Origin of the sequence: Photobacterium piscicola, from assembly GCF_046058925.1 — a bacterium.
GTDB classification, from domain to species: domain Bacteria; phylum Pseudomonadota; class Gammaproteobacteria; order Enterobacterales; family Vibrionaceae; genus Photobacterium; species Photobacterium piscicola.
The window spans coordinates 311386-329247 of sequence record NZ_CP175535.1 but is presented as its reverse complement, the minus strand read 5'-3'; the positions used below and the strand labels follow the sequence as shown (position 1 = coordinate 329247).

The window sequence follows — 17862 nt, the reverse complement described above, 5'->3', positions numbered from 1 at the left end:
AGCCAACAACTACAGCCAACAACTACAGCCAACAATTACAGCCAACAATTACAGCCAACAATTACAGCCAACAATTACAGCCAACAATTACAGCCAACAATTACAGCCAACAATTACAGCCAACAATTACAGCCAACAATTACAGCCAACAATTACAGCCAACAATTACAGCCACAGCCAACAATCACAGCTAACAACCACAGCTAACAACCACAGCTAACAACCACAGCCAACAACCACAGCTAACAACCACAGCTAACAACCACAGCTAACAACCACAGCTAACAACCACAGCTAACAACCACAGCTAACAACCACAGCTAACAACCACAGCTAACAACCACAGCTAACAACCACAGCTAACAACCACAGCTAACAACCACAGCTAACAACCACAGCTAACAACCACAGCTAACAACCACAGCTAACAACCACAGCTAACAACTACAGCCAACAACTACAGCCAACAACTACAGCCAACAACTACAGCCAACAACTACAGCCAACAACTACAGCCAACAACTACAGCCAACAACTACAGCCAACAACTACAGCCAACAACTACAGCCAACAACTACAGCCAACAACTACAGCCAACAACTACAGCCAACAACCACAGCCAACAACCATAGCTAACAACCATAGCTAACAACCATAGCTAACGACCATAGCTAACAAGAAGGGGAGTTGGGATAATAAATAAAAAGTATATAGAAAAATATACTATGCAGCAAATTGCTTATTGGTGCGTTGGGGGGATAATCATTTACACTGTAAATACACCAGGAGGATAGTTTCGTGTCTGAGGTGAAATTGGAATTTACACTGTAAAGTGATAAAAGGAAAAGTCTATTTACAGTGTAAATAGACTTCATCTGTGGTTTGAATTTACAGTGTAAATGATTTATGCAGGTTGAGTGTGTTTATCCGTGATAAATCCTTGATAGCCTCCAACAAATAATTCAGATAGCCGCTCTAATTGAGTTTCTGTTTCTACTCGTGTTGCGATCACTTTAATATTAAGACTGTGTGCAGTTCTACAAATTGAAGATAATACAGTTGATTTAGTTTGATCATTCAGTTGGTGGGTGTAGACGTAATCGATTTTTACGTAATTAGGTTGTAACTCTTTTAGGTAAGTTAAAGATTGAAAATTACGACCGTAGTTATCAATACCAAACCCAAACCCGTATTTACGAATAATAGAGCATAAAATACCAGCCGCATCTGTATGCCTGATACAGCTTATTTCTTGAATTTCAAAAAATAACCGAGAGCTGAGTAATGTGTTTTTTTGTAATAAATTATCTAACCACCTAATAAAGCTTGGATCGTTAATACAGCTGTTGGTGATATTTATGGCGAAAGGACCACTTGTCCTATCGGCATTTAATTTATTTATGATCGTAACAATAACGTGTCTGTCAAACCAACTACCTATTTTTAAGTCTTCTATCGCACCTAAGAACATACCTGCTGAATAGTAGTTATTGTTTTTCTTAATGGCGGTAAATACTTCATAATGATAATTGATACCATTTGATAGGGTGGCTGGTTGATATTTGTAAGTAAATAAGTCTTCACTGATGGCTTCTTCAAGTAATGCTTTCCATTGTTGCTTACCTAGTGTGGTTTGATTATTTATATCTTTGATTATTGCCACTGATTCATGAGGCATTATTTTGGCTTGAGTTAATGCATTATCTAGCTGGGTTAATATCTGACTTGGCGTACTTTTGTTGTTATTGAAGACTAAACCAATAGCAACATTGTCATTAATGGTGTTAGTACTTAAGTCATTAAAGACGTTTATTAATGATTTACTATAAAGCGTAAGTTTTTCAATGGATATATTAGGGATAAGAACTGCAAATTCATCTTTAGATAAGCGAGCAAGTGTTGCATCGTTAAAGATTAAAACTTCATTTAATCGTGTTGCTATTGTTTTGACTAATTCATCACCTTGTTTGAAACCTTCATTCTGATAGCACTCATTAATTAAATCTGTTTGAATTAATCCTAAACCACCTTTATGTGATTCATTCAGCCATGAACTGAGTTGATGAATAAAGAAACTACGGTTCCCAAGCCCTGAAATAGTATCAAGATAAGCTTGTTGCCTTAATTTCATTGCTTCATCTGCTTGGTTTTTAAAGTTTGTGTCTAATTGATAACAAATTTTATTAAAAGATCGCACAATAATGGCTAAATCTGATTCATTCGGTATTGATAGTGGTGCTTGATTTAAATTATCTATTGTTTTAGCGCGGGCAGTTAACCGAGCTAATGCTGAGAAGTTCTTTAAACAAATAACATAAACTAACAAACTTGAGATAAGCGCAATCAGTATATTTGATAGTACGGTTCGCGTGCTTATTTGCCATAATTGTTGGTAATTAAGTATGGGTTGTACTGTTATTGTTAATAAACCAAGCGATTGCTTTTCATGTTCAATTATTCGTTGTTCCGTATGGGATGGAATCGTAAAAATATATTGAAACCAAGCTGGTGAATGAATCGGCGATATAACGTTATCTTGACGGATAAGTTGGCGCGCATCGGCAGATGTCAGGTTTATTTGGCTATAGCTATCATTTGAAAACAGATGATTAACAATGGCTAATAATTTTTTCTCTTGAGTATTTGACATCATTGGAACATTTAGCTTTGTAAGAGCTTGAGGTAGTATAACTAAGGCTCTATTAATATCTGTTTGTGATGCGACGATATGTTGATGTTTTAATGTGGAATAGCTTGAATAAAGTTGTTGTGCAGTCACTGCGCTAACAACTGAGCAAACTAACACGGTTAGGCTAATAACTTGTCGTTTGAAAAGTGTCATAATTTGAGCACCAAAAAAAAGTTAAGTGCAGCACTCAGCGAGTAAACAGTTGATAAAGAGATGCTGAATAAGAAGATATCTATTTGATATAATTTATCAAAACTAATCGATATGCAGTTGATTGTTTGTCAACTAAAGTTCTTTTTCGCTAAATGTGTCTATTTCTTTATGCAATAAATATCCGTTTGCAATCTAGAAGTGTTTTTTGTTCAATTATTTATGATGACGTAACGATTTATTATTAAGTATTTTAAAGTAGGAGAGAGAAAATGGACTTAAGTGATATTCGCCGAGAATATACCAAAGGTGGTTTACGTCGCGATGATTTACCAACTGACCCCCTCGATTTATTTAATAAGTGGCTTCAACAAGCTGTTGCTGCCAACTTACCTGATCCGACTGCAATGACGATTGCGACGGTAAATGCTGACGGTCAACCATTTCAACGGATTGTTTTATTAAAAGATGTCGATAATGAAGGTTTCATATTCTATACAAATTTAAGTAGCCGTAAGGCTGAACAATTGCATCTAAATAATAGAATCAGTTTACATTTTCCCTGGCATATACTTGAGCGCCAAGTCCACGTTACTGGCTATGTAGAGCAACTATCAACACTTGAAGTAATGAAGTATTTTTCAAGTCGTCCAAAAGAAAGTCAAATAGCCGCTTGGGCGAGTAAACAAAGCTCTCGTTTGTCTGCACGTCAGGCTTTAGAAGGTAAGTTTTTTGAATTAAAGCAGAAGTTTTCGGCGGGGGAAGTTCCTCTTCCTAGTTTCTGGGGCGGATATAGAGTTAAATTCCAAACGATTGAATTTTGGCAAGGTGGTAAACATCGTTTACATGACCGTTTCATATATTCCCGTCATCAAGATAATGATTGGAATATTGAACGTTTAGCGCCATAAGCTAATGAATTAGCAGAGTAATCTATACTCTGCTAATTTTATTAATATTCACGTAATATGATAGATTGTTGTGTCTTCAACATACTTTCTGGAATATGAGAACCAAAGCCAGCATCAAGCGCTAATTCAATTAACTCACCTTTTGAATTAGCATTGAATTTATCTCGTAGGCGAACAACATAGTTTTCTACTGTTTTTACGGCTAATTGTAATGTTTTAGATATATATTGTGGTTTCTTACCGTACAGCAGTAAAAATAACACTTCTGATTCGCGGGTATTCAATAAAATATTTACGGGATGATGATTGAAATGATGACTTTTTTCTTGCTGCTTAATCGCGTCAGTTCGACAGAGCCAATGTCCAATTTCAAGTAGAGATGTATCTTTTAGTTCTATGCCTGAGAAAATGGTACCAATAATTTTATTATTATTGTCTCGCCATGCCGTTTTTGTAAATAAATGTGCTCGCCAAGACCCATCCGCATAAGGATGTATATCAAGAATGCGTAACCGTTTTTCGGTCGTCATTACTTGCAAGTCTTGTTGCTGAAAGATATATGCATATTTAGCGCTTAAATGGGGGATATCAAAATCCGTGAAGCCAATACAATCAAGTGGGTTTTTAAATCCTATGATTTTGGAGTATTCCTCATTTACATAAACAAAAACTGAATTTATATCTTTACAACCCCAACAACCAGGTAATTGGTTTAATATATCTAATGAGGGGTGAGTACTGTGAGTGTCCATTTCTTATGAGCTTTATGTCTATTATTAATAGTAATTTTCGTTAATTGTAATGAGTTTATTACATTGGGTAAATCTATATAGTATGTAATGCTCAATTTATAAGCGAAAATTTATTGAATAAAAAAAAGCCGATCATAGAGATCGGCAAAAACAAGACGTTGACTCCTAAGAGTATAATCCTGTACGACGTGTAGAAGAGATAATCAATAAGTGTTGTAATTTGATATCACATATTACAACCCTTATCGATTTTATCCTTACGGATAATTATTAATATCTCCCCAGTGCTGGGTGAAATATTAATGTAGCAACTATATCTAAGCCGTTGATAACAAAATAGGGGGGAAATCACCCGTTGACATTTGTTAATTGTATTGATATGCGTCCGTGATTGTATGTTATTTAAGTCATTTGAGGGGGCCAAATGAGCTTTTTACCAAAGCCTAAACTATTGTCAGTCATCTTCAGCATCGTCAATTTTATTTCCCAAATTGGTGCTGAAATAAATTTTGCTGTAGGAAAAATATTGTAATAAAGATTCTTTGCTCGCTTTTCTTCTTTATTTGTTAGTTTTTCTATATAACCTTTAAATTGGATACCTTTTATATCAATTATATTCTTTGGCTGAGGTGCTATTGTGCCAACGATATTCTTATTTAGTATCATTAATTGACTGTGATGGCTTTCTTCACTTGTCATAATAAATAGAGACATTTTATTTGAATCAAAAATATAATAACAATGAGCACACCATAAGTCAGACGGACTATTTGTGCATAGCGTTAATAAATAATTATTTTTTATAAAATCACATATATGTTTGGTTTCATTCACTATATACCTCGGCCTATTGATTAAATTAAAATATTAGGAAAAAGAAATATTTTTTAATTTATTTACACTAATAAAAATGAATAATTATACATAATTGACTTTATCGTTTATTTCACCAGAGGGCAATAATCCTTCTTCTCCGTGAATGGAACGATGATCAAGGCTTTGATAAGTGTTTTGAAGGAAGATTGTGTTTGTTTTTTTTAACGTATTGTTTATTAAAGATTTATTATTATGTTTATGTGGCACTAGTGTCAATAAATGACTATTTTACAATGTGCTAATCATATATTGAACGGGTTATTTTAATTGAAGTAACATTCTCCGTAAAAAATCCCATCTTGATCATCGTTCTGTTGCTGAGGTTATGAGCTTTTTCTTAAAAATAAGACAATGAATGACTAATGAGACAATAAAATCATAAGTAATAAAGTTGTTATTTAAGAAATAAGAGGCAAAATTATGTTGAAGTATCTACGTGATTTTTCTGTTTTTTTTATATTAAATATAACCAGTTATACTGTTTTAGCATCAATTTCTCATGATGTGGTTTTAACAAAAACCGTTACCAATATTACGCAGCAGAGTGAAGCATCAACATTGATTGATGCCAAGCCTGGTGATGTAATTGAATACAATATTTATGTCGCTAACAGTACCTATAGTGCTATTTCTAATATTAATATTTCTGCTTCTGTCCCTCATTTTACCACTTTAGCTACTGCTATTGATTGCAATGATGGCAATTTACCGTCTGCGCTAAGTTGCCAAATCTCGACGCCTGATGGTGTTAATGATTATGGATATCAAGGCGGCATTATTTGGCAATTATCTGGCAAGCTTGAGGCTGGTGTTACGGCTCATGTCAGCTATCAAGTAACGATTAAATAATTGAGCCTCTGTTATTTACCGTATAGCAAATTATGTTCTCGTTATAGCGTATGATTATCAATAAAGTGCTGTAATATTTGTAGGCTATTCGGTGAATGGGCTTGTTCTGCAACTAAAAAATCATAAATAGCATTTTCATGGTCAGCAATTAAATTAAATAATTCGTGGTATTGTTGAGCATTATCAGATTGCTGTTGATAGCGTTGCTGGTAAGGGGCAACCCAAACAACCATCGTATCAATGAGTGCCGTCCATGGCAGGTGAATCCATTTATTAGCATCCTCTATACCTTGTTGTGCCATCTTTTGATCGTAATCTGGACATGTTATCCCTAAAGGTATTAATGCAAGTTTCAGTTCTTTAGCTGTTATAATTTCAACCTCTAATAAAGCCTGCCATTTGTTGTTATGGCGAGGGTCACTATACTGTTCAATAAATGTGGTAAAAAAACTAATACCATAAAGCTCACCTAAGTAAGCATTGTGTAACTGATTAAGTGTCATAGTTAATCCATTATGATGAGAATTTTATCTATAATATGCTGTTTTGTGGTGAATGTTGAGTATCAAGGAGATGAGATATGGCGTTGAGTATTTTTCCATCTTGGATTGGCGGTTATGAAATTAAGCAACATATTACTAATCCTAATATAGAAGTGGGTGATTATAGTTACTATTCAGGTTACTACCATCAACATCATTTTGAAGATCAATGCGTTCATTATTTGCTAGGGGATAAATCAAGTAATGAAGTATGGCAATCGGGTATTTTTGGTGAAGTCGATAAGCTTATTATTGGCCGTTTTTGTTCAATTGCCAGTGGGGTTGTTATTATGATGGCTGGGAATCAAGGTCATCGACATGATTGGATCTCATCATTTCCATTTGATTTTGCAGAATTTGGTGATGGGGTAAAAAGTGGCTTTGAACGAGCGGGGAATACTGTTATTGGTAATGATGTTTGGCTTGGCGCTGAATGCGTGATTATGCCGGGTGTTACTATTGGTGATGGGGCCGTGATTGGAACACGAGCAGTGATTACTAAAGATGTCGAACCATATTCGATTGTTGTTGGTAATCCAGGACGGTGCGTTAAAAAACGATTCACCTCATCACACATCAAGCAACTACTTGAAATGCAGTGGTGGTATTGGTCACAAACACAATTGAAAGCAGCAATGGCGATAATGTGTAGTGCTGATATCGATCGTCTTTACGATTATTATATAACAATGGATAACCCGTCAATAGATGAATAATTTGTTATTCATTATTAAAAAAGCGAATTTGTTTGTGACCGGTAATGTTTTCTTACTATTTAGTATTCGCTGCGAGAATGCATAACTGATAACATTATTTTCATTAAGTCTATACTCTCTTCCAATTGAAATAATGTTGCTTAATATGATGCTTATTTGAACTTTTTGATTGATATGTCACATATTACTCCTAGTGAAAGCTTGGAATATGAAAAAATTCACATGTGACATTCAACTTAATTTGATTAAATGGTGCGGATTTATGCGAATTAAATCGATTTTTAGTCTTTAAATTGATCTAAACCAGTAAAATTTAAATTTTTAAGTGGTTTTTGAAACAAAAGTTGAGACATTAAAAAAAAATTGAGTAGTATGGGTTATAACATACTTACTGAGTTGAATGATTATTACGCGCATTGAACTGAGTAAATATAAAACTGGATGTTGTTAATAAATCCGAAATTCGCCCTTAAATATTCTGATGAGATAACCATGAGCAATTCTTTAGTTCTTGTAATCAATTCTGGTAGTTCTTCACTTAAATTTGCATTGATTGATACGGTAACCGGTGAAGCTACGTTAAGTGGTCTTGGTGAGTGTTTTAATCTTCCTGAAGCCGTTGTTAGTTGGAAAGTGAACGGTGAAAAGCAAGAATTCAAACTTAATGGCCTTAACGGGCATCATCAACAAGCAATTGATCGTATTGTTGCTTTAGTTGATGAACTTGGTATGAAAGACGACATCGTAACAATTGGTCACCGTGTGGTACATGGTGGAACTAAATTCAATTGTACTGTTCATGTTGATGATCAAGTCATGGCTGATATTGAAGCGTTGAGCGATTTAGCTCCGTTACATAATCCTGCCCATGTATTAGGTATGCGAGCAGCAGCAAAAGCTTTTCCAACATTGTCACAGTTTGCAGTGTTTGATACCGCTTTCCACCAGACGATGCCAGAAAAAGCATACACCTATGCAATTTCTAAAGAAGTGTGTCAGCAATATAATATTCGTCGTTATGGTGCACATGGTACAAGCCACTATTACGTTACTCGTGAAGCGGCAAAACGCATAAATAAACCTGTTGAAGCATCAAGCTTTATTTCAGTTCACCTTGGTAATGGCGCATCTGTATGTGTGGTTAAAAATGGTGAGAGTATTGATACTTCAATGGGTTTCACCCCGCTTGCTGGTCTTATGATGGGAACGCGTTGTGGTGATATTGATCCAAGTATTCTTGAGTATTTATTGAAGAAAGGTTGGACGCAAGAGCGTTTACATGAAGAACTAGTGAGTAACTCTGGTTTCTTAGGGGTTTCAGGTTTAACCAGCGATTGTCGTGGCATTATTGAAGCGATGGAAGCGGGTAATCATGACGCTAAACTTGCGTTTGAAGTTTTCTGTTACCGTGCGGCAAAATACATTGCTTCATACATGGTTGCATTAGATGAATTAGACGGCATTATCTTTACTGGTGGTATTGGTGAAAACTCTTTACCTGTACGCCGTGAAATTATGCGTTTATTGAAAATTTTTGGATACCGTGAAGACGTTGCTGGTAATGAAGCTGCACGTTTTGGCGCTGAAGGTATTATTAGTCAGGAAAATACACCATTAGCAATGGTGATTCCGACCAATGAAGAGTTTGTGATTGCACAGCAATCGCTAGCACTGCTAAATGCTGAAGCATAAGTAGTTGCAAACCACCTTAGACGGAACGCTAAGGTGATATTCTGAAGTGGAACGCAGAATATAGTGAACAGGAAAACGGCTTTGGGCATATGCTCAAAGCCGTTTTACCTTGTAATAAGCATATTCATGCTCTAGTTTTTAATCCATAAATGTAAAAAGAGAAACAAATAAAAGAAAGATCAATTGTGACTATGATCACAAACATGACGGGTTTTCATCGTATACAGTGAGGGAATATTTTATGCGTTGGATAGCTGCTAATGAAACAATCTTCTTCAACATATCCTAATAACAAAGACACAACAACATCAGCGACAAGTGCTTGCACTACAATTTTAGTGGGTAATCAAGTCACCATCGATGGATCTTTTATTATTGCTCGTAATGAGGATCATGAAGCGATCAACGCTAAACTCTTTAATTTTCATCCAGCTGAAGCCTTACAACGTCAAGATTTCCATTCCATCGGATCTATGGGGAATAATTTCACCTATCCAGCAGCTAAAAATGCGCTGCAATATACTTCAAACTCTGATTTTGATACCAATGGTACTAGTTTTGGTGCGGCTGGATTTAATTCTGCTGGCGTTGGTATGACAGCAACGGAAACGGTGTTTAATAATGCACAAGTGTTAGCCATTGATCCCTATGTTATTGCCACCGGTATTGGTGAAGATGCGATTGTGAATGTTATCTTGCCGCGAGTACATAGTGCGCAAGAAGGTGTAGCTTTACTTGGTCATATTATTGAAACGCAAGGTACTGCTGAGGGGTTTGGCGTTGCGTTTGTTGATAAAGAGGGTATTTGGTATTTAGAAACCGGTAGTGGGCATCATTGGATGGCGGCTAAAATTCCAGCAGATAAATATTTTGTTTCTGCTAATCAAGGTCGATTAGTTGATTATATTGCCGATCATCCCGATTTTATGGCTTCTGCTGGGTTAGTTGAATTCGCTAAAAAACACCAATTACCGTCGGCTGAAAATCGTGGTGTCTTTAATTTTCATTGTGCTTATTCTCAAGATATTGAGCATGATAAAACATATAATTACCCACGGGTATGGACATTACAACACCTCTATACTGATGGTCTAACAACTAAAATAGATCAAGGCGCAACGTTTCCTGTTTATTTAACACCTAAGTATAAACTGAGTGTATATGATGTCATGCTAGGTTTACGTAACCACTATCAGGCGACGGATCATGACGCTTATGCTCATTGTAATCCTAATGATTCTTACCGTCCGATAGCTGTTTTTCGTACTGAGCATTCTCACGTATTACACGTTCGGCCCCAGTTACCCATTGCGATTGGTGAGGTACAATATATAGCTTATGGAATGACGGCACTTAGTGTGTATTTACCTTTTTATCAAGGCATGACATCTGTACCTGAAGTACTCACGATTGGTGAAAATACAGCAGATAGCCATTCTGCATATTGGAAGTTCCGTAAACTACAAACATTAGCAATGATGGATTGGAATAAGTTTGCCCCTGTTGTGCAGCTGGCTTACCATGATTTCGAGCAACAAACAGCCCATAAACAGCAGCAGATGGAAGCTGAATATCTAGCGTTGTATGTTCTTCATCCTCAACAAGCAATTGAACGTATTAATACTTTTGAACATGAAATATTAGCATTAGCGCTAGCATTGACAGAAGAATTAACCAATGAATTGTTTACGTTATTAACGATTGAAACGGATAAGTTATATAATTTTTCTGGGGCGTAATAAACACAGAGACATAATTTAAAAGACCACTGTCATTCATAATGAAGTGGTCTTTTAGGTTAATGTTAACGTCTAAATAGGCCGTTAAATATTAGCAATCGCGATTTGCTCATCACACCAGCGATAAGTTATGTCGAGCGTTGTTGTTTGGCACCCTTGGCATTCTTGACTACAGGTTTTCATCACTTCACAACGTTCTATTTTTCCTCTTTTAATTAAATCATCAAGTAAAATTAATAGCCATTGTGGTTCACTGTCAAATTGCTGGCTGAGTTGAGTCAGTGAAATAATCCTTGCTGTTCGCACGGCATTTCTTATTGCAATTAAGGATACCATTAGTGACAGCCTCCACTTTTATGTTGTGGGACTGTGGTTGGAATTGACATTTGCCAGTCAACTTTGTGACTTAAATAACGAATCCCAATAATGAAGCTAGTGACGAGTAATATTGCAAAAACTACCCAACCGATGGTGGCGGTTGGATGTGCCATAAAGGTCGCGCTTTGGTAAAAACTGATAGCTAATGCATAAGCCACTGCGATTCCCCAGAAAGTAGAAAACCAAGCCCAGTTGCGTCCAATTTCTTTAGCAATAACCCCGATGGTTGATACGCAAGGTACATATAATAAAACAAAGATTAAATATGCGTACGCACCGACCATAGATCCAAATTGATGCTGCATTTGCCCCATAGCTGTTGTATTCATCGTGCCATCAGCTTCACTGGCTTTGATCGGGTTTTTCAATGTGGTTAATGAAAAACTATTCACGACACCATTAATAGTATCTTGCCATGCGGTTTTTAATTCTGCGGATAAATTGAAAGATTGGGAACCGTTAATAAGCTGCTTATTGGCTAATTCAGCGCTATAAAGGGTGTTAAGTGTACCAACAACGACTTCTTTAGCTAAGAAGCCTGTTAATAAGCCAACACTTGCAGGCCAATTTTGTTGGTTGACACCAAGTGGCGATAACACGGGTGTGACCCAACGACCAATATCTGATAATGCAGATTGTTGCTGTTGTCCAGGTTCAATAACTCGACCAGAAAATGTAATGCTATTGAGTGCCATCACAATCATACAAATGGGAATAATTAGTCGACATGCTTTGACTAAAAAGCCACGAAGACGGCTCCAGCTATGGATTAAGGTCGTTTTAACACTAGGCACATGGTACGTTGGTAATTCCATGATAAAAGGTGATGGTTCGCCGGTTAATAACGTTTTCTTTAATATAAAACCCGTTAGTACTGCCACTAAAATACCTAACAAGTAGAGTGAGAACACGATCAAGCTGCCCATACCTTGAAAAAAAGCAGCAGAAAAAACGCCAAAAATAGCCAGTCGAGCACCACAAGACATAAAAGGCGCCATCATTGAGGTGAGAATACGGTCTCTTGGTGTTTCAAGCGTACGCGAAGCCATGATTGATGGAATATTACAACCAAAGCCAACAATGAGTGGCACAAATGATTTACCGGGTAAGCCTATTGACTGCATCAAACGGTCGATAACAAAAGCCGCTCGCGCCATATATCCACTGTCTTCTAATACAGAAAGATATAAGAACATTAACCCTATTTGAGGGATAAAAGGCATTACAGTATTGATACCGCCGCCAAGTCCCTGTGATAAAATGGCTGTTAGCCAAATAGGCAAACCGAGATATTGGCATAGCCACGCTGTACCGTGAATGAAGATTGCAGCTGAACCTTGATCAAAAATAGGTTGGAGCCCACCACCTATATTAATTGCAAACCAAAACATTAAATACATGACGAACAAAAAGATCGGTAACCCTAAATAACGATTCAACACTATTGAATCGATCCATTGAGTTAATTTGTGTTGAGTCGCTTGTTCATGGGAAGCACATTGATTGACGAGAGTAGCGACAGTTTGATAGCGAGAGTCGGCAATTAATAAATCAGCATGTTCATGGTATGTTTGATAAAGTGTATGTTGGTAGTGTGTTACACGATTTGGAATATTCGTATTAATTACATGATGTTGTGCTGAAATATCTGATTCTAGTAATCTTAATGCCAACCATTCTTTATTGTTATCTGCAATTAATGTATCAGGGATATCGGCTGCTAATTGTGTGATAGCTTGATGTAACGGTGCTGGAAACTTTGTTTTAAATTGAGATAACTGAGGCGTAATAAGTTGTTTTTCTATTGCTGCTTTTAATGGCTCGATACCTTTATTTTTATTGGCAATTAAACTAACTACAGGGCAACCAAGTTGAGCGGATAATTTTTCACTATCAATAAGAATATTTTTTTGACGGGCAATGTCTAGCATATTAAGTACAACCAGACAGGGCACATTCATTTCAAGTAATTGTAATGTCAGATAAAGGTTTCGCTCAATATTAGCGGCATCAACAATATTAACCACAAGATCTGCTTCACCACTTAAAATATATTCACACCCAATTTGTTCATCAAGTGATCCTTGTTCATCAAAGGAACTCATAGAATAAATACCCGGTAAATCTATCACCGTGATAGTTTGGTTGTGGTAGTGATAAACACCTTCTTTTTTATCAACGGTTACACCCGCCCAATTACCTGTACGTTGTCTTGAACCAGTTAAAATGTTAAATAATGTGGTTTTACCGCAGTTTGGGTTTCCCAATAAGGCAATACTATTTGCCATTATTATTTCTCCGAACAGAATATGATAATAGAAAGAAATCACTAATTAAATGTGAGATTAAAAGTATATTAATGTTATTAATTTTATAATGAATTATAAATGTAAATAAAAATCAATTACATTTATATCGGGCTTGATAGCTATCGTCAAATATTATTTTTTATTAGTGAGTAAGTCTGTAATTTTAATTATTACCATTTAACAATAGTGTTAACTTTTATATATTAATCATAAGTTTATTTTAATGATATTTTATTGTTAGTACGAGAAACTATATGCTTCTTAATAACAAGTAAGTGTAATTATATCGATAGTTAGAATATTTATCTGTTGATATTTAAGGCTGTTGTAAATGGAAATGGTAACCTAAAATTACATTATTGAAATGTCATGATGACTCGCCTTTAAGATAAGTCTTATGACTTCAGAAAATCACTCTTTAAGATAAATGGCCAATAAATGACTCAAATGTTATTTTTTATCATTATCTTTGTGATCTGATTAATATTTAGTAGCGGTTATATGCTACTGAAAACGAGAGTTCTGGTTTATTATCACTGTGTTTATAATCAGTATGTGAAATGTTTATATGTGGTTTGAAAGCAAGAAAAAAGCAGCTGTTGTGGATAAAGAAAAATTAATTTCTGAACTTCACGAACTTGTTTTAAAGCAATATAGTCAACATGATATTAAGTTAATAAAAAACATAACGTCAAAAGGTGGTATTGAGCTACATTTTGCTGTTGCTGGTGAAGATGTACTTCAGATGAGTATTGAATCATCTAATGTTTAATTTTTTATCACTAAAATCAGCCATAAGATATTTATGGCTGTATATATAATTTTTTGCTCTATTGTGTTGATTGTATATTTATATCGGTCGAAATTATCTCTCTTTTTATACTCAGTAACTGGTTTGTTACAATGTATTTAGATTGAATTAGTTATTCTTCTTCTATCTATGTTAATTGTCAGTGCTTAAATATTACAGTGCTATGTTAATAATTATTAATTGTATTGTGGGTATCATTATTAGTGTTGACGCTTTTATATAAAAGGGGGTTAATATTTTAACTTAATACTGCGCGTGGTATTCCTGTGCATGTTAAGGCAATTAAAGCATAAAAAAGCCGAGCCGATAATTCGGCTCGACATTTAGTATTATTTTTATATCGTTAAATGAATTCGATATAAGGTGAGTTAAAGTTAGTTAAATTAGGGAATATTGATAGTATTTGTGCTTCAGATAAACCAAGCCAACGGCATAATGAAGCATTGACTTGGTCTGCTGCAATTGTTGGAATAATACGACCATTATTATAATTATGCTGGCTATCGGCGGTTAATTGCGGCCATTCACCATAAACAGCTTTACCACGCACGGCACCTCCCGTTACGATTTGATGTCCCGCCCAACCATGATCAGTACCACTGGCATTTGCTTGTAAACGGCGACCAAAATCAGACATGGTGACACACGTCACTTGATCATTAAGGCCAGAATCTATCATATCAGTGTTAAAAGCACTTAATGCATCACTGACTTGTTTCAGCAGTTTAGGATGATCCCGTTGTTGGAATTGATGAGTATCAAAGCCATTTAGACCAACAAAGAACACTTGCTGTTGTTGGTGCATATCGTCACGTGCTTTAATCAGACGACTTACCATACTGAGTTGTTGAGCTAAATCAGATTCAGGGTAAGTTTCGCTATTAGGGTGTTTGGATAGAATCGTTTTAATGGCTTCATTTTCAGAAACATTACGAGACATTGCACTCGCATAGTTGCGCATATAAATGTTGTCATATTGACGTTGTGTGAAGTGAGAGAAATACCCGTCAAGGCGCTGTTCTTCATTCCAGCCTGAGTATGTTCCTGCACCTTTACCATTAATAACTGTTTGTTGCGATTTTTTGTTTCGTAGTAATTTTTGACCTTGGTTTACTGAAATTAGGGGGGATAAACTGCCAGTAGCACCAAGCATATCCATCATTTTTCCAGCCCAACCATAAGCATCACCTAGGTTTTCAGCACCCAATTGCCATAGATCTTGTTGTTGGTTATGTGCCATCAAAAATTGTGGCAATGTGACACGGCGATTACTTATATCATCGCGAGTTGTTGGTTGAACTAACTGACCAGAGTTAATAATGGCCGCTGCATTACCTGATGCAAATAATGGTAATAACGACGTCATATTATTATTAATACTTAGTGGTATACCATTAGTCGTGGTTAGATTTAGATCACTTAACTGATCTTTATTTAACTTCATTTTTGGTCGAGCAGCTTGGTAATCCTGATAAGCAGCACATCCAGGCGTTGGTACGATCATATTATAGGCATCATTACCACCCAAGAGAAAGACACAAACTAATGCTTTATTCGTATTCTCTGATGATTGACTATTGTTTGTTGGTATTATTGATGATGCCAGTGCTGATGTGGATAAAGTAGTTGCACTAACAACGGCCGTGGTTTTTAAAAAATGTCGACGTGATAATTTCATTTTAATTAACCTTCACAAAAGAATTCAGGAGCCGTTGTTGCAATGTATATAGCATTAAGATAACGGGTTCTGAGCTGGTAAGGCGCAGAGTGGCTTGATAACGTTTTATACATATAGTTTTGAAGGCTTTTTGACATTAGACCGCCGAAAAAACGTTCATTAATTAGTGCAACATATTCAGTGGTGCCCATTGAAATGTCATGAAAATCAGTTCGATCCCAGTGCCATTCTTTATAGTCAGTTTTGTTCCATTTTAAGAGGTTGTACCATATTCTATTATGCGTTTTGCGCATAATGTCAGCGGTTATAATGGTAAACTCAGGAGCGGTAAGACCTAAGTCAGCAATTTCACCTTGAGGGGCATCTGTTGGTTTATAAAAATTAAACACCGTTTCAGCACTCAATGCTGCTTGACCATAAGTTACTTCAGCCCATTGGGTGTCCCACCAATGATCTCCTGCAGCCTGCATGTTAAGCGCACGTAATTGGTTCGCAACCACAATTAAGGGTTCTTTTAGTAAGCCAAAATGTTGATGTTCACCTTGGGTTCCCTGTCCAGCAGCATTGGCTAAGCCAGCAAAAACGTCAGGATCGGTTAATACTGCTTTAATTGTTGCTTGTAAATCGCCACGAATGCCGTTGCCATTATCAATAAAGACTTCAGCTATACGCTTTATATAATTACGATTGGGGTTACTGGTTACAAATCGTTTAATCAGGTGTGTCGCAATAAATACAGGGGTATTATTGTGGTTAAACAGCATATCAACTACCGCATCAAGATCTTGATGGATATCTTGTCCTGCAGGGAAATGTGTGCCCATAACGATTTTTTCATCCATATCATGTTGGCTATTATCTGCCAACATTGGATTGATCCAGTCATGTTGCCAATGAGGATAATTGATATACCAGCCACAAAGTAGACGTGACATGTTTTCAACATCATCTTGATCATAAGTGGGAATTTTATTGCCATTATCATCAAGAATCGGCTCACCATAATTATTAAGCTGCCATAATCCTATGGTGAATAATTGCATGCATTCACGTGGAAAATTTTCATCAGGAAAAGTATTGTTTTTGGGATCGTGTTTTTTACTGCCTGATAATGTTAAATATCGACCCATCATTGGGCTAATTGTAACGGCTTTAAATAAATCACGAAAATTACCAAATGCATGTGTAACCAGCATATCGTAATAATTCGCTAAGCCATCATTTACCGATCCAACCCCATGGGAAGAGACAACAAATAATTGACTTAATGCATAAGCCATACGTTGACGAAGTTGATCTTCACCTGTAACTGTACATTGCCACCATATACCTTGGCGCATGTCGTCTTGTGGATGACTGTAACTTGTCGTGTTAAAAAGGGCTTTCAGTTTTGGTAAATGATAAGTAGGCGGTATTGAAAATTGGTCATCAAACCAAGCATCAAAGCCATTTTTTTGGAGTTGATCTATTTGTCCTTTTTTAGGTCCGAACGAACCACGATAAAGAAATTTTGCGCATTGACGGCGGTCTGCGCTGTATATTCTAGTGTCTGTCATAATTATTCCAGTTGATACTTATTTTGTATCAATCTTATTAGTGAAGTATATGGATTCTTTCGAGATGATAATACTATATATATTTCACTAAGGAATGGATGCCTTTAAATGCTGACATATAACTGACTTTTTGTACTAATATATGGGCGGATATTAATGGTTACTATAAGTAGATCTTAAAATTAGTGCTGTTGATCATTTTTTATTTATATTT

At 36.0% G+C, this 17862-nt stretch carries 14 protein-coding genes; 6 read left to right on the top strand and 8 right to left on the bottom strand.

Translation table 11 applies throughout. From position 1 onward, the window contains the following. Window positions 1-904: 904 nt before the first annotated feature. On the bottom strand, window positions 905-2842 hold the full coding sequence (locus ACJZU6_RS16195) for an EAL domain-containing protein (RefSeq protein ID WP_107275974.1): 1938 nt from the start codon (window positions 2840-2842) through the stop codon (window positions 905-907). Between the two features lie 269 nt (window positions 2843-3111). Here ACJZU6_RS16195 and pdxH point away from each other — a divergent pair, with 269 nt between their 5' ends. Continuing rightward, entirely contained in the window at window positions 3112-3750 is a 639-nt protein-coding gene (gene pdxH, locus ACJZU6_RS16190) for a pyridoxamine 5'-phosphate oxidase (RefSeq protein WP_080155412.1), read from the top strand. A 41-nt stretch (window positions 3751-3791) separates the two neighbouring features. Here pdxH and ACJZU6_RS16185 read toward each other — a convergent pair whose 3' ends face one another. Then, entirely contained in the window at window positions 3792-4502 is a 711-nt protein-coding gene (locus tag ACJZU6_RS16185; protein WP_080155413.1) for a helix-turn-helix transcriptional regulator, read from the bottom strand. A gap of 402 nt (window positions 4503-4904) precedes the next feature. Then, window positions 4905-5336 (bottom strand): YhbP family protein, encoded by a 432-nt coding sequence (locus ACJZU6_RS16180; protein ID WP_080155414.1) that lies wholly within the window; start codon window positions 5334-5336, stop codon window positions 4905-4907. A gap of 462 nt (window positions 5337-5798) precedes the next feature. Here ACJZU6_RS16180 and ACJZU6_RS16175 point away from each other — a divergent pair, with 462 nt between their 5' ends. Further along, window positions 5799-6227, top strand: a complete 429-nt coding sequence (locus ACJZU6_RS16175; protein WP_080155415.1) for a hypothetical protein — start codon at window positions 5799-5801, stop codon at window positions 6225-6227. Between the two features lie 41 nt (window positions 6228-6268). Here the strand turns inward: ACJZU6_RS16175 and ACJZU6_RS16170 are convergent, their stop codons facing one another. Further along, window positions 6269-6730, bottom strand: a complete 462-nt coding sequence (locus ACJZU6_RS16170; protein WP_408901393.1) for a hypothetical protein — start codon at window positions 6728-6730, stop codon at window positions 6269-6271. A 77-nt stretch (window positions 6731-6807) separates the two neighbouring features. Between ACJZU6_RS16170 and ACJZU6_RS16165 the strand changes: the two genes are divergently transcribed. The 3 genes from ACJZU6_RS16165 (at window position 6808) to ACJZU6_RS16155 (ending at window position 10916) form a co-directional block, all read left to right on the top strand. Continuing rightward, the gene (locus tag ACJZU6_RS16165) at window positions 6808-7485 is read left to right on the top strand and encodes a CatB-related O-acetyltransferase (RefSeq protein ID WP_080155417.1); all 678 of its coding nucleotides are present in this window, start codon (window positions 6808-6810) and stop codon (window positions 7483-7485) included. A 492-nt stretch (window positions 7486-7977) separates the two neighbouring features. Then, window positions 7978-9177 (top strand): acetate/propionate family kinase, encoded by a 1200-nt coding sequence (locus tag ACJZU6_RS16160; protein WP_080155418.1) that lies wholly within the window; start codon window positions 7978-7980, stop codon window positions 9175-9177. 260 nt (window positions 9178-9437) lie between these two features. After that, window positions 9438-10916: a C69 family dipeptidase gene (locus tag ACJZU6_RS16155; protein WP_408901392.1), complete on the top strand. Its 1479-nt coding sequence runs from the start codon at window positions 9438-9440 to the stop codon at window positions 10914-10916. 84 nt (window positions 10917-11000) lie between these two features. Here ACJZU6_RS16155 and ACJZU6_RS16150 read toward each other — a convergent pair whose 3' ends face one another. Together ACJZU6_RS16150 and feoB are read right to left on the bottom strand one after the other, a co-directional pair. Continuing rightward, the gene (locus ACJZU6_RS16150) at window positions 11001-11252 is read right to left on the bottom strand and encodes a FeoC-like transcriptional regulator (RefSeq protein ID WP_408901391.1); all 252 of its coding nucleotides are present in this window, start codon (window positions 11250-11252) and stop codon (window positions 11001-11003) included. Further along, window positions 11252-13582 carry a Fe(2+) transporter permease subunit FeoB gene (feoB, locus tag ACJZU6_RS16145; RefSeq protein WP_408901390.1) on the bottom strand — a complete coding sequence of 777 codons (2331 nt, stop codon included), beginning with the start codon at window positions 13580-13582 and terminating at the stop codon, window positions 11252-11254. Before feoB ends, ACJZU6_RS16150 begins: the two co-directional genes overlap by 1 nt. Before the next feature lie 589 nt (window positions 13583-14171). Between feoB and ACJZU6_RS16140 the strand changes: the two genes are divergently transcribed. Further along, a complete protein-coding gene (locus ACJZU6_RS16140; RefSeq protein WP_080155422.1) occupies window positions 14172-14375 on the top strand; it encodes a hypothetical protein in 204 nt (67 codons plus the stop codon). A 382-nt stretch (window positions 14376-14757) separates the two neighbouring features. Here the strand turns inward: ACJZU6_RS16140 and ACJZU6_RS16135 are convergent, their stop codons facing one another. Beyond that, complete coding sequence (locus tag ACJZU6_RS16135) at window positions 14758-16092, bottom strand: DUF1501 domain-containing protein (protein WP_107275969.1); 1335 nt, start codon at window positions 16090-16092, stop codon at window positions 14758-14760. A gap of 5 nt (window positions 16093-16097) precedes the next feature. Further along, the gene (locus ACJZU6_RS16130) at window positions 16098-17648 is read right to left on the bottom strand and encodes a DUF1800 family protein (RefSeq protein ID WP_408901389.1); all 1551 of its coding nucleotides are present in this window, start codon (window positions 17646-17648) and stop codon (window positions 16098-16100) included. Window positions 17649-17862: the final 214 nt, after the last annotated feature.

Excerpts from the sequence above, each read along its gene's own strand:
- feoB (WP_408901390.1), bottom strand. The coding sequence starts at position 13,582 with ATGGCAAATAGTATTGCCTTATTGGGAAACCCAAACTGCGGTAAAACC.
- ACJZU6_RS16140 (WP_080155422.1), top strand. The coding sequence starts at position 14,172 with ATGTGGTTTGAAAGCAAGAAAAAAGCAGCTGTTGTGGATAAAGAAAAA.
- ACJZU6_RS16175 (WP_080155415.1), top strand. The coding sequence starts at position 5,799 with ATGTTGAAGTATCTACGTGATTTTTCTGTTTTTTTTATATTAAATATA.
- ACJZU6_RS16135 (WP_107275969.1), bottom strand. The coding sequence starts at position 16,092 with ATGAAATTATCACGTCGACATTTTTTAAAAACCACGGCCGTTGTTAGT.
- pdxH (WP_080155412.1), top strand. The coding sequence starts at position 3,112 with ATGGACTTAAGTGATATTCGCCGAGAATATACCAAAGGTGGTTTACGT.
- ACJZU6_RS16155 (WP_408901392.1), top strand. The coding sequence starts at position 9,438 with ATGAAACAATCTTCTTCAACATATCCTAATAACAAAGACACAACAACA.
- ACJZU6_RS16150 (WP_408901391.1), bottom strand. The coding sequence starts at position 11,252 with ATGGTATCCTTAATTGCAATAAGAAATGCCGTGCGAACAGCAAGGATT.
- ACJZU6_RS16130 (WP_408901389.1), bottom strand. The coding sequence starts at position 17,648 with ATGACAGACACTAGAATATACAGCGCAGACCGCCGTCAATGCGCAAAA.
- ACJZU6_RS16185 (WP_080155413.1), bottom strand. The coding sequence starts at position 4,502 with ATGGACACTCACAGTACTCACCCCTCATTAGATATATTAAACCAATTA.
- ACJZU6_RS16160 (WP_080155418.1), top strand. The coding sequence starts at position 7,978 with ATGAGCAATTCTTTAGTTCTTGTAATCAATTCTGGTAGTTCTTCACTT.
- ACJZU6_RS16170 (WP_408901393.1), bottom strand. The coding sequence starts at position 6,730 with ATGACACTTAATCAGTTACACAATGCTTACTTAGGTGAGCTTTATGGT.
- ACJZU6_RS16165 (WP_080155417.1), top strand. The coding sequence starts at position 6,808 with ATGGCGTTGAGTATTTTTCCATCTTGGATTGGCGGTTATGAAATTAAG.
- ACJZU6_RS16195 (WP_107275974.1), bottom strand. The coding sequence starts at position 2,842 with ATGACACTTTTCAAACGACAAGTTATTAGCCTAACCGTGTTAGTTTGC.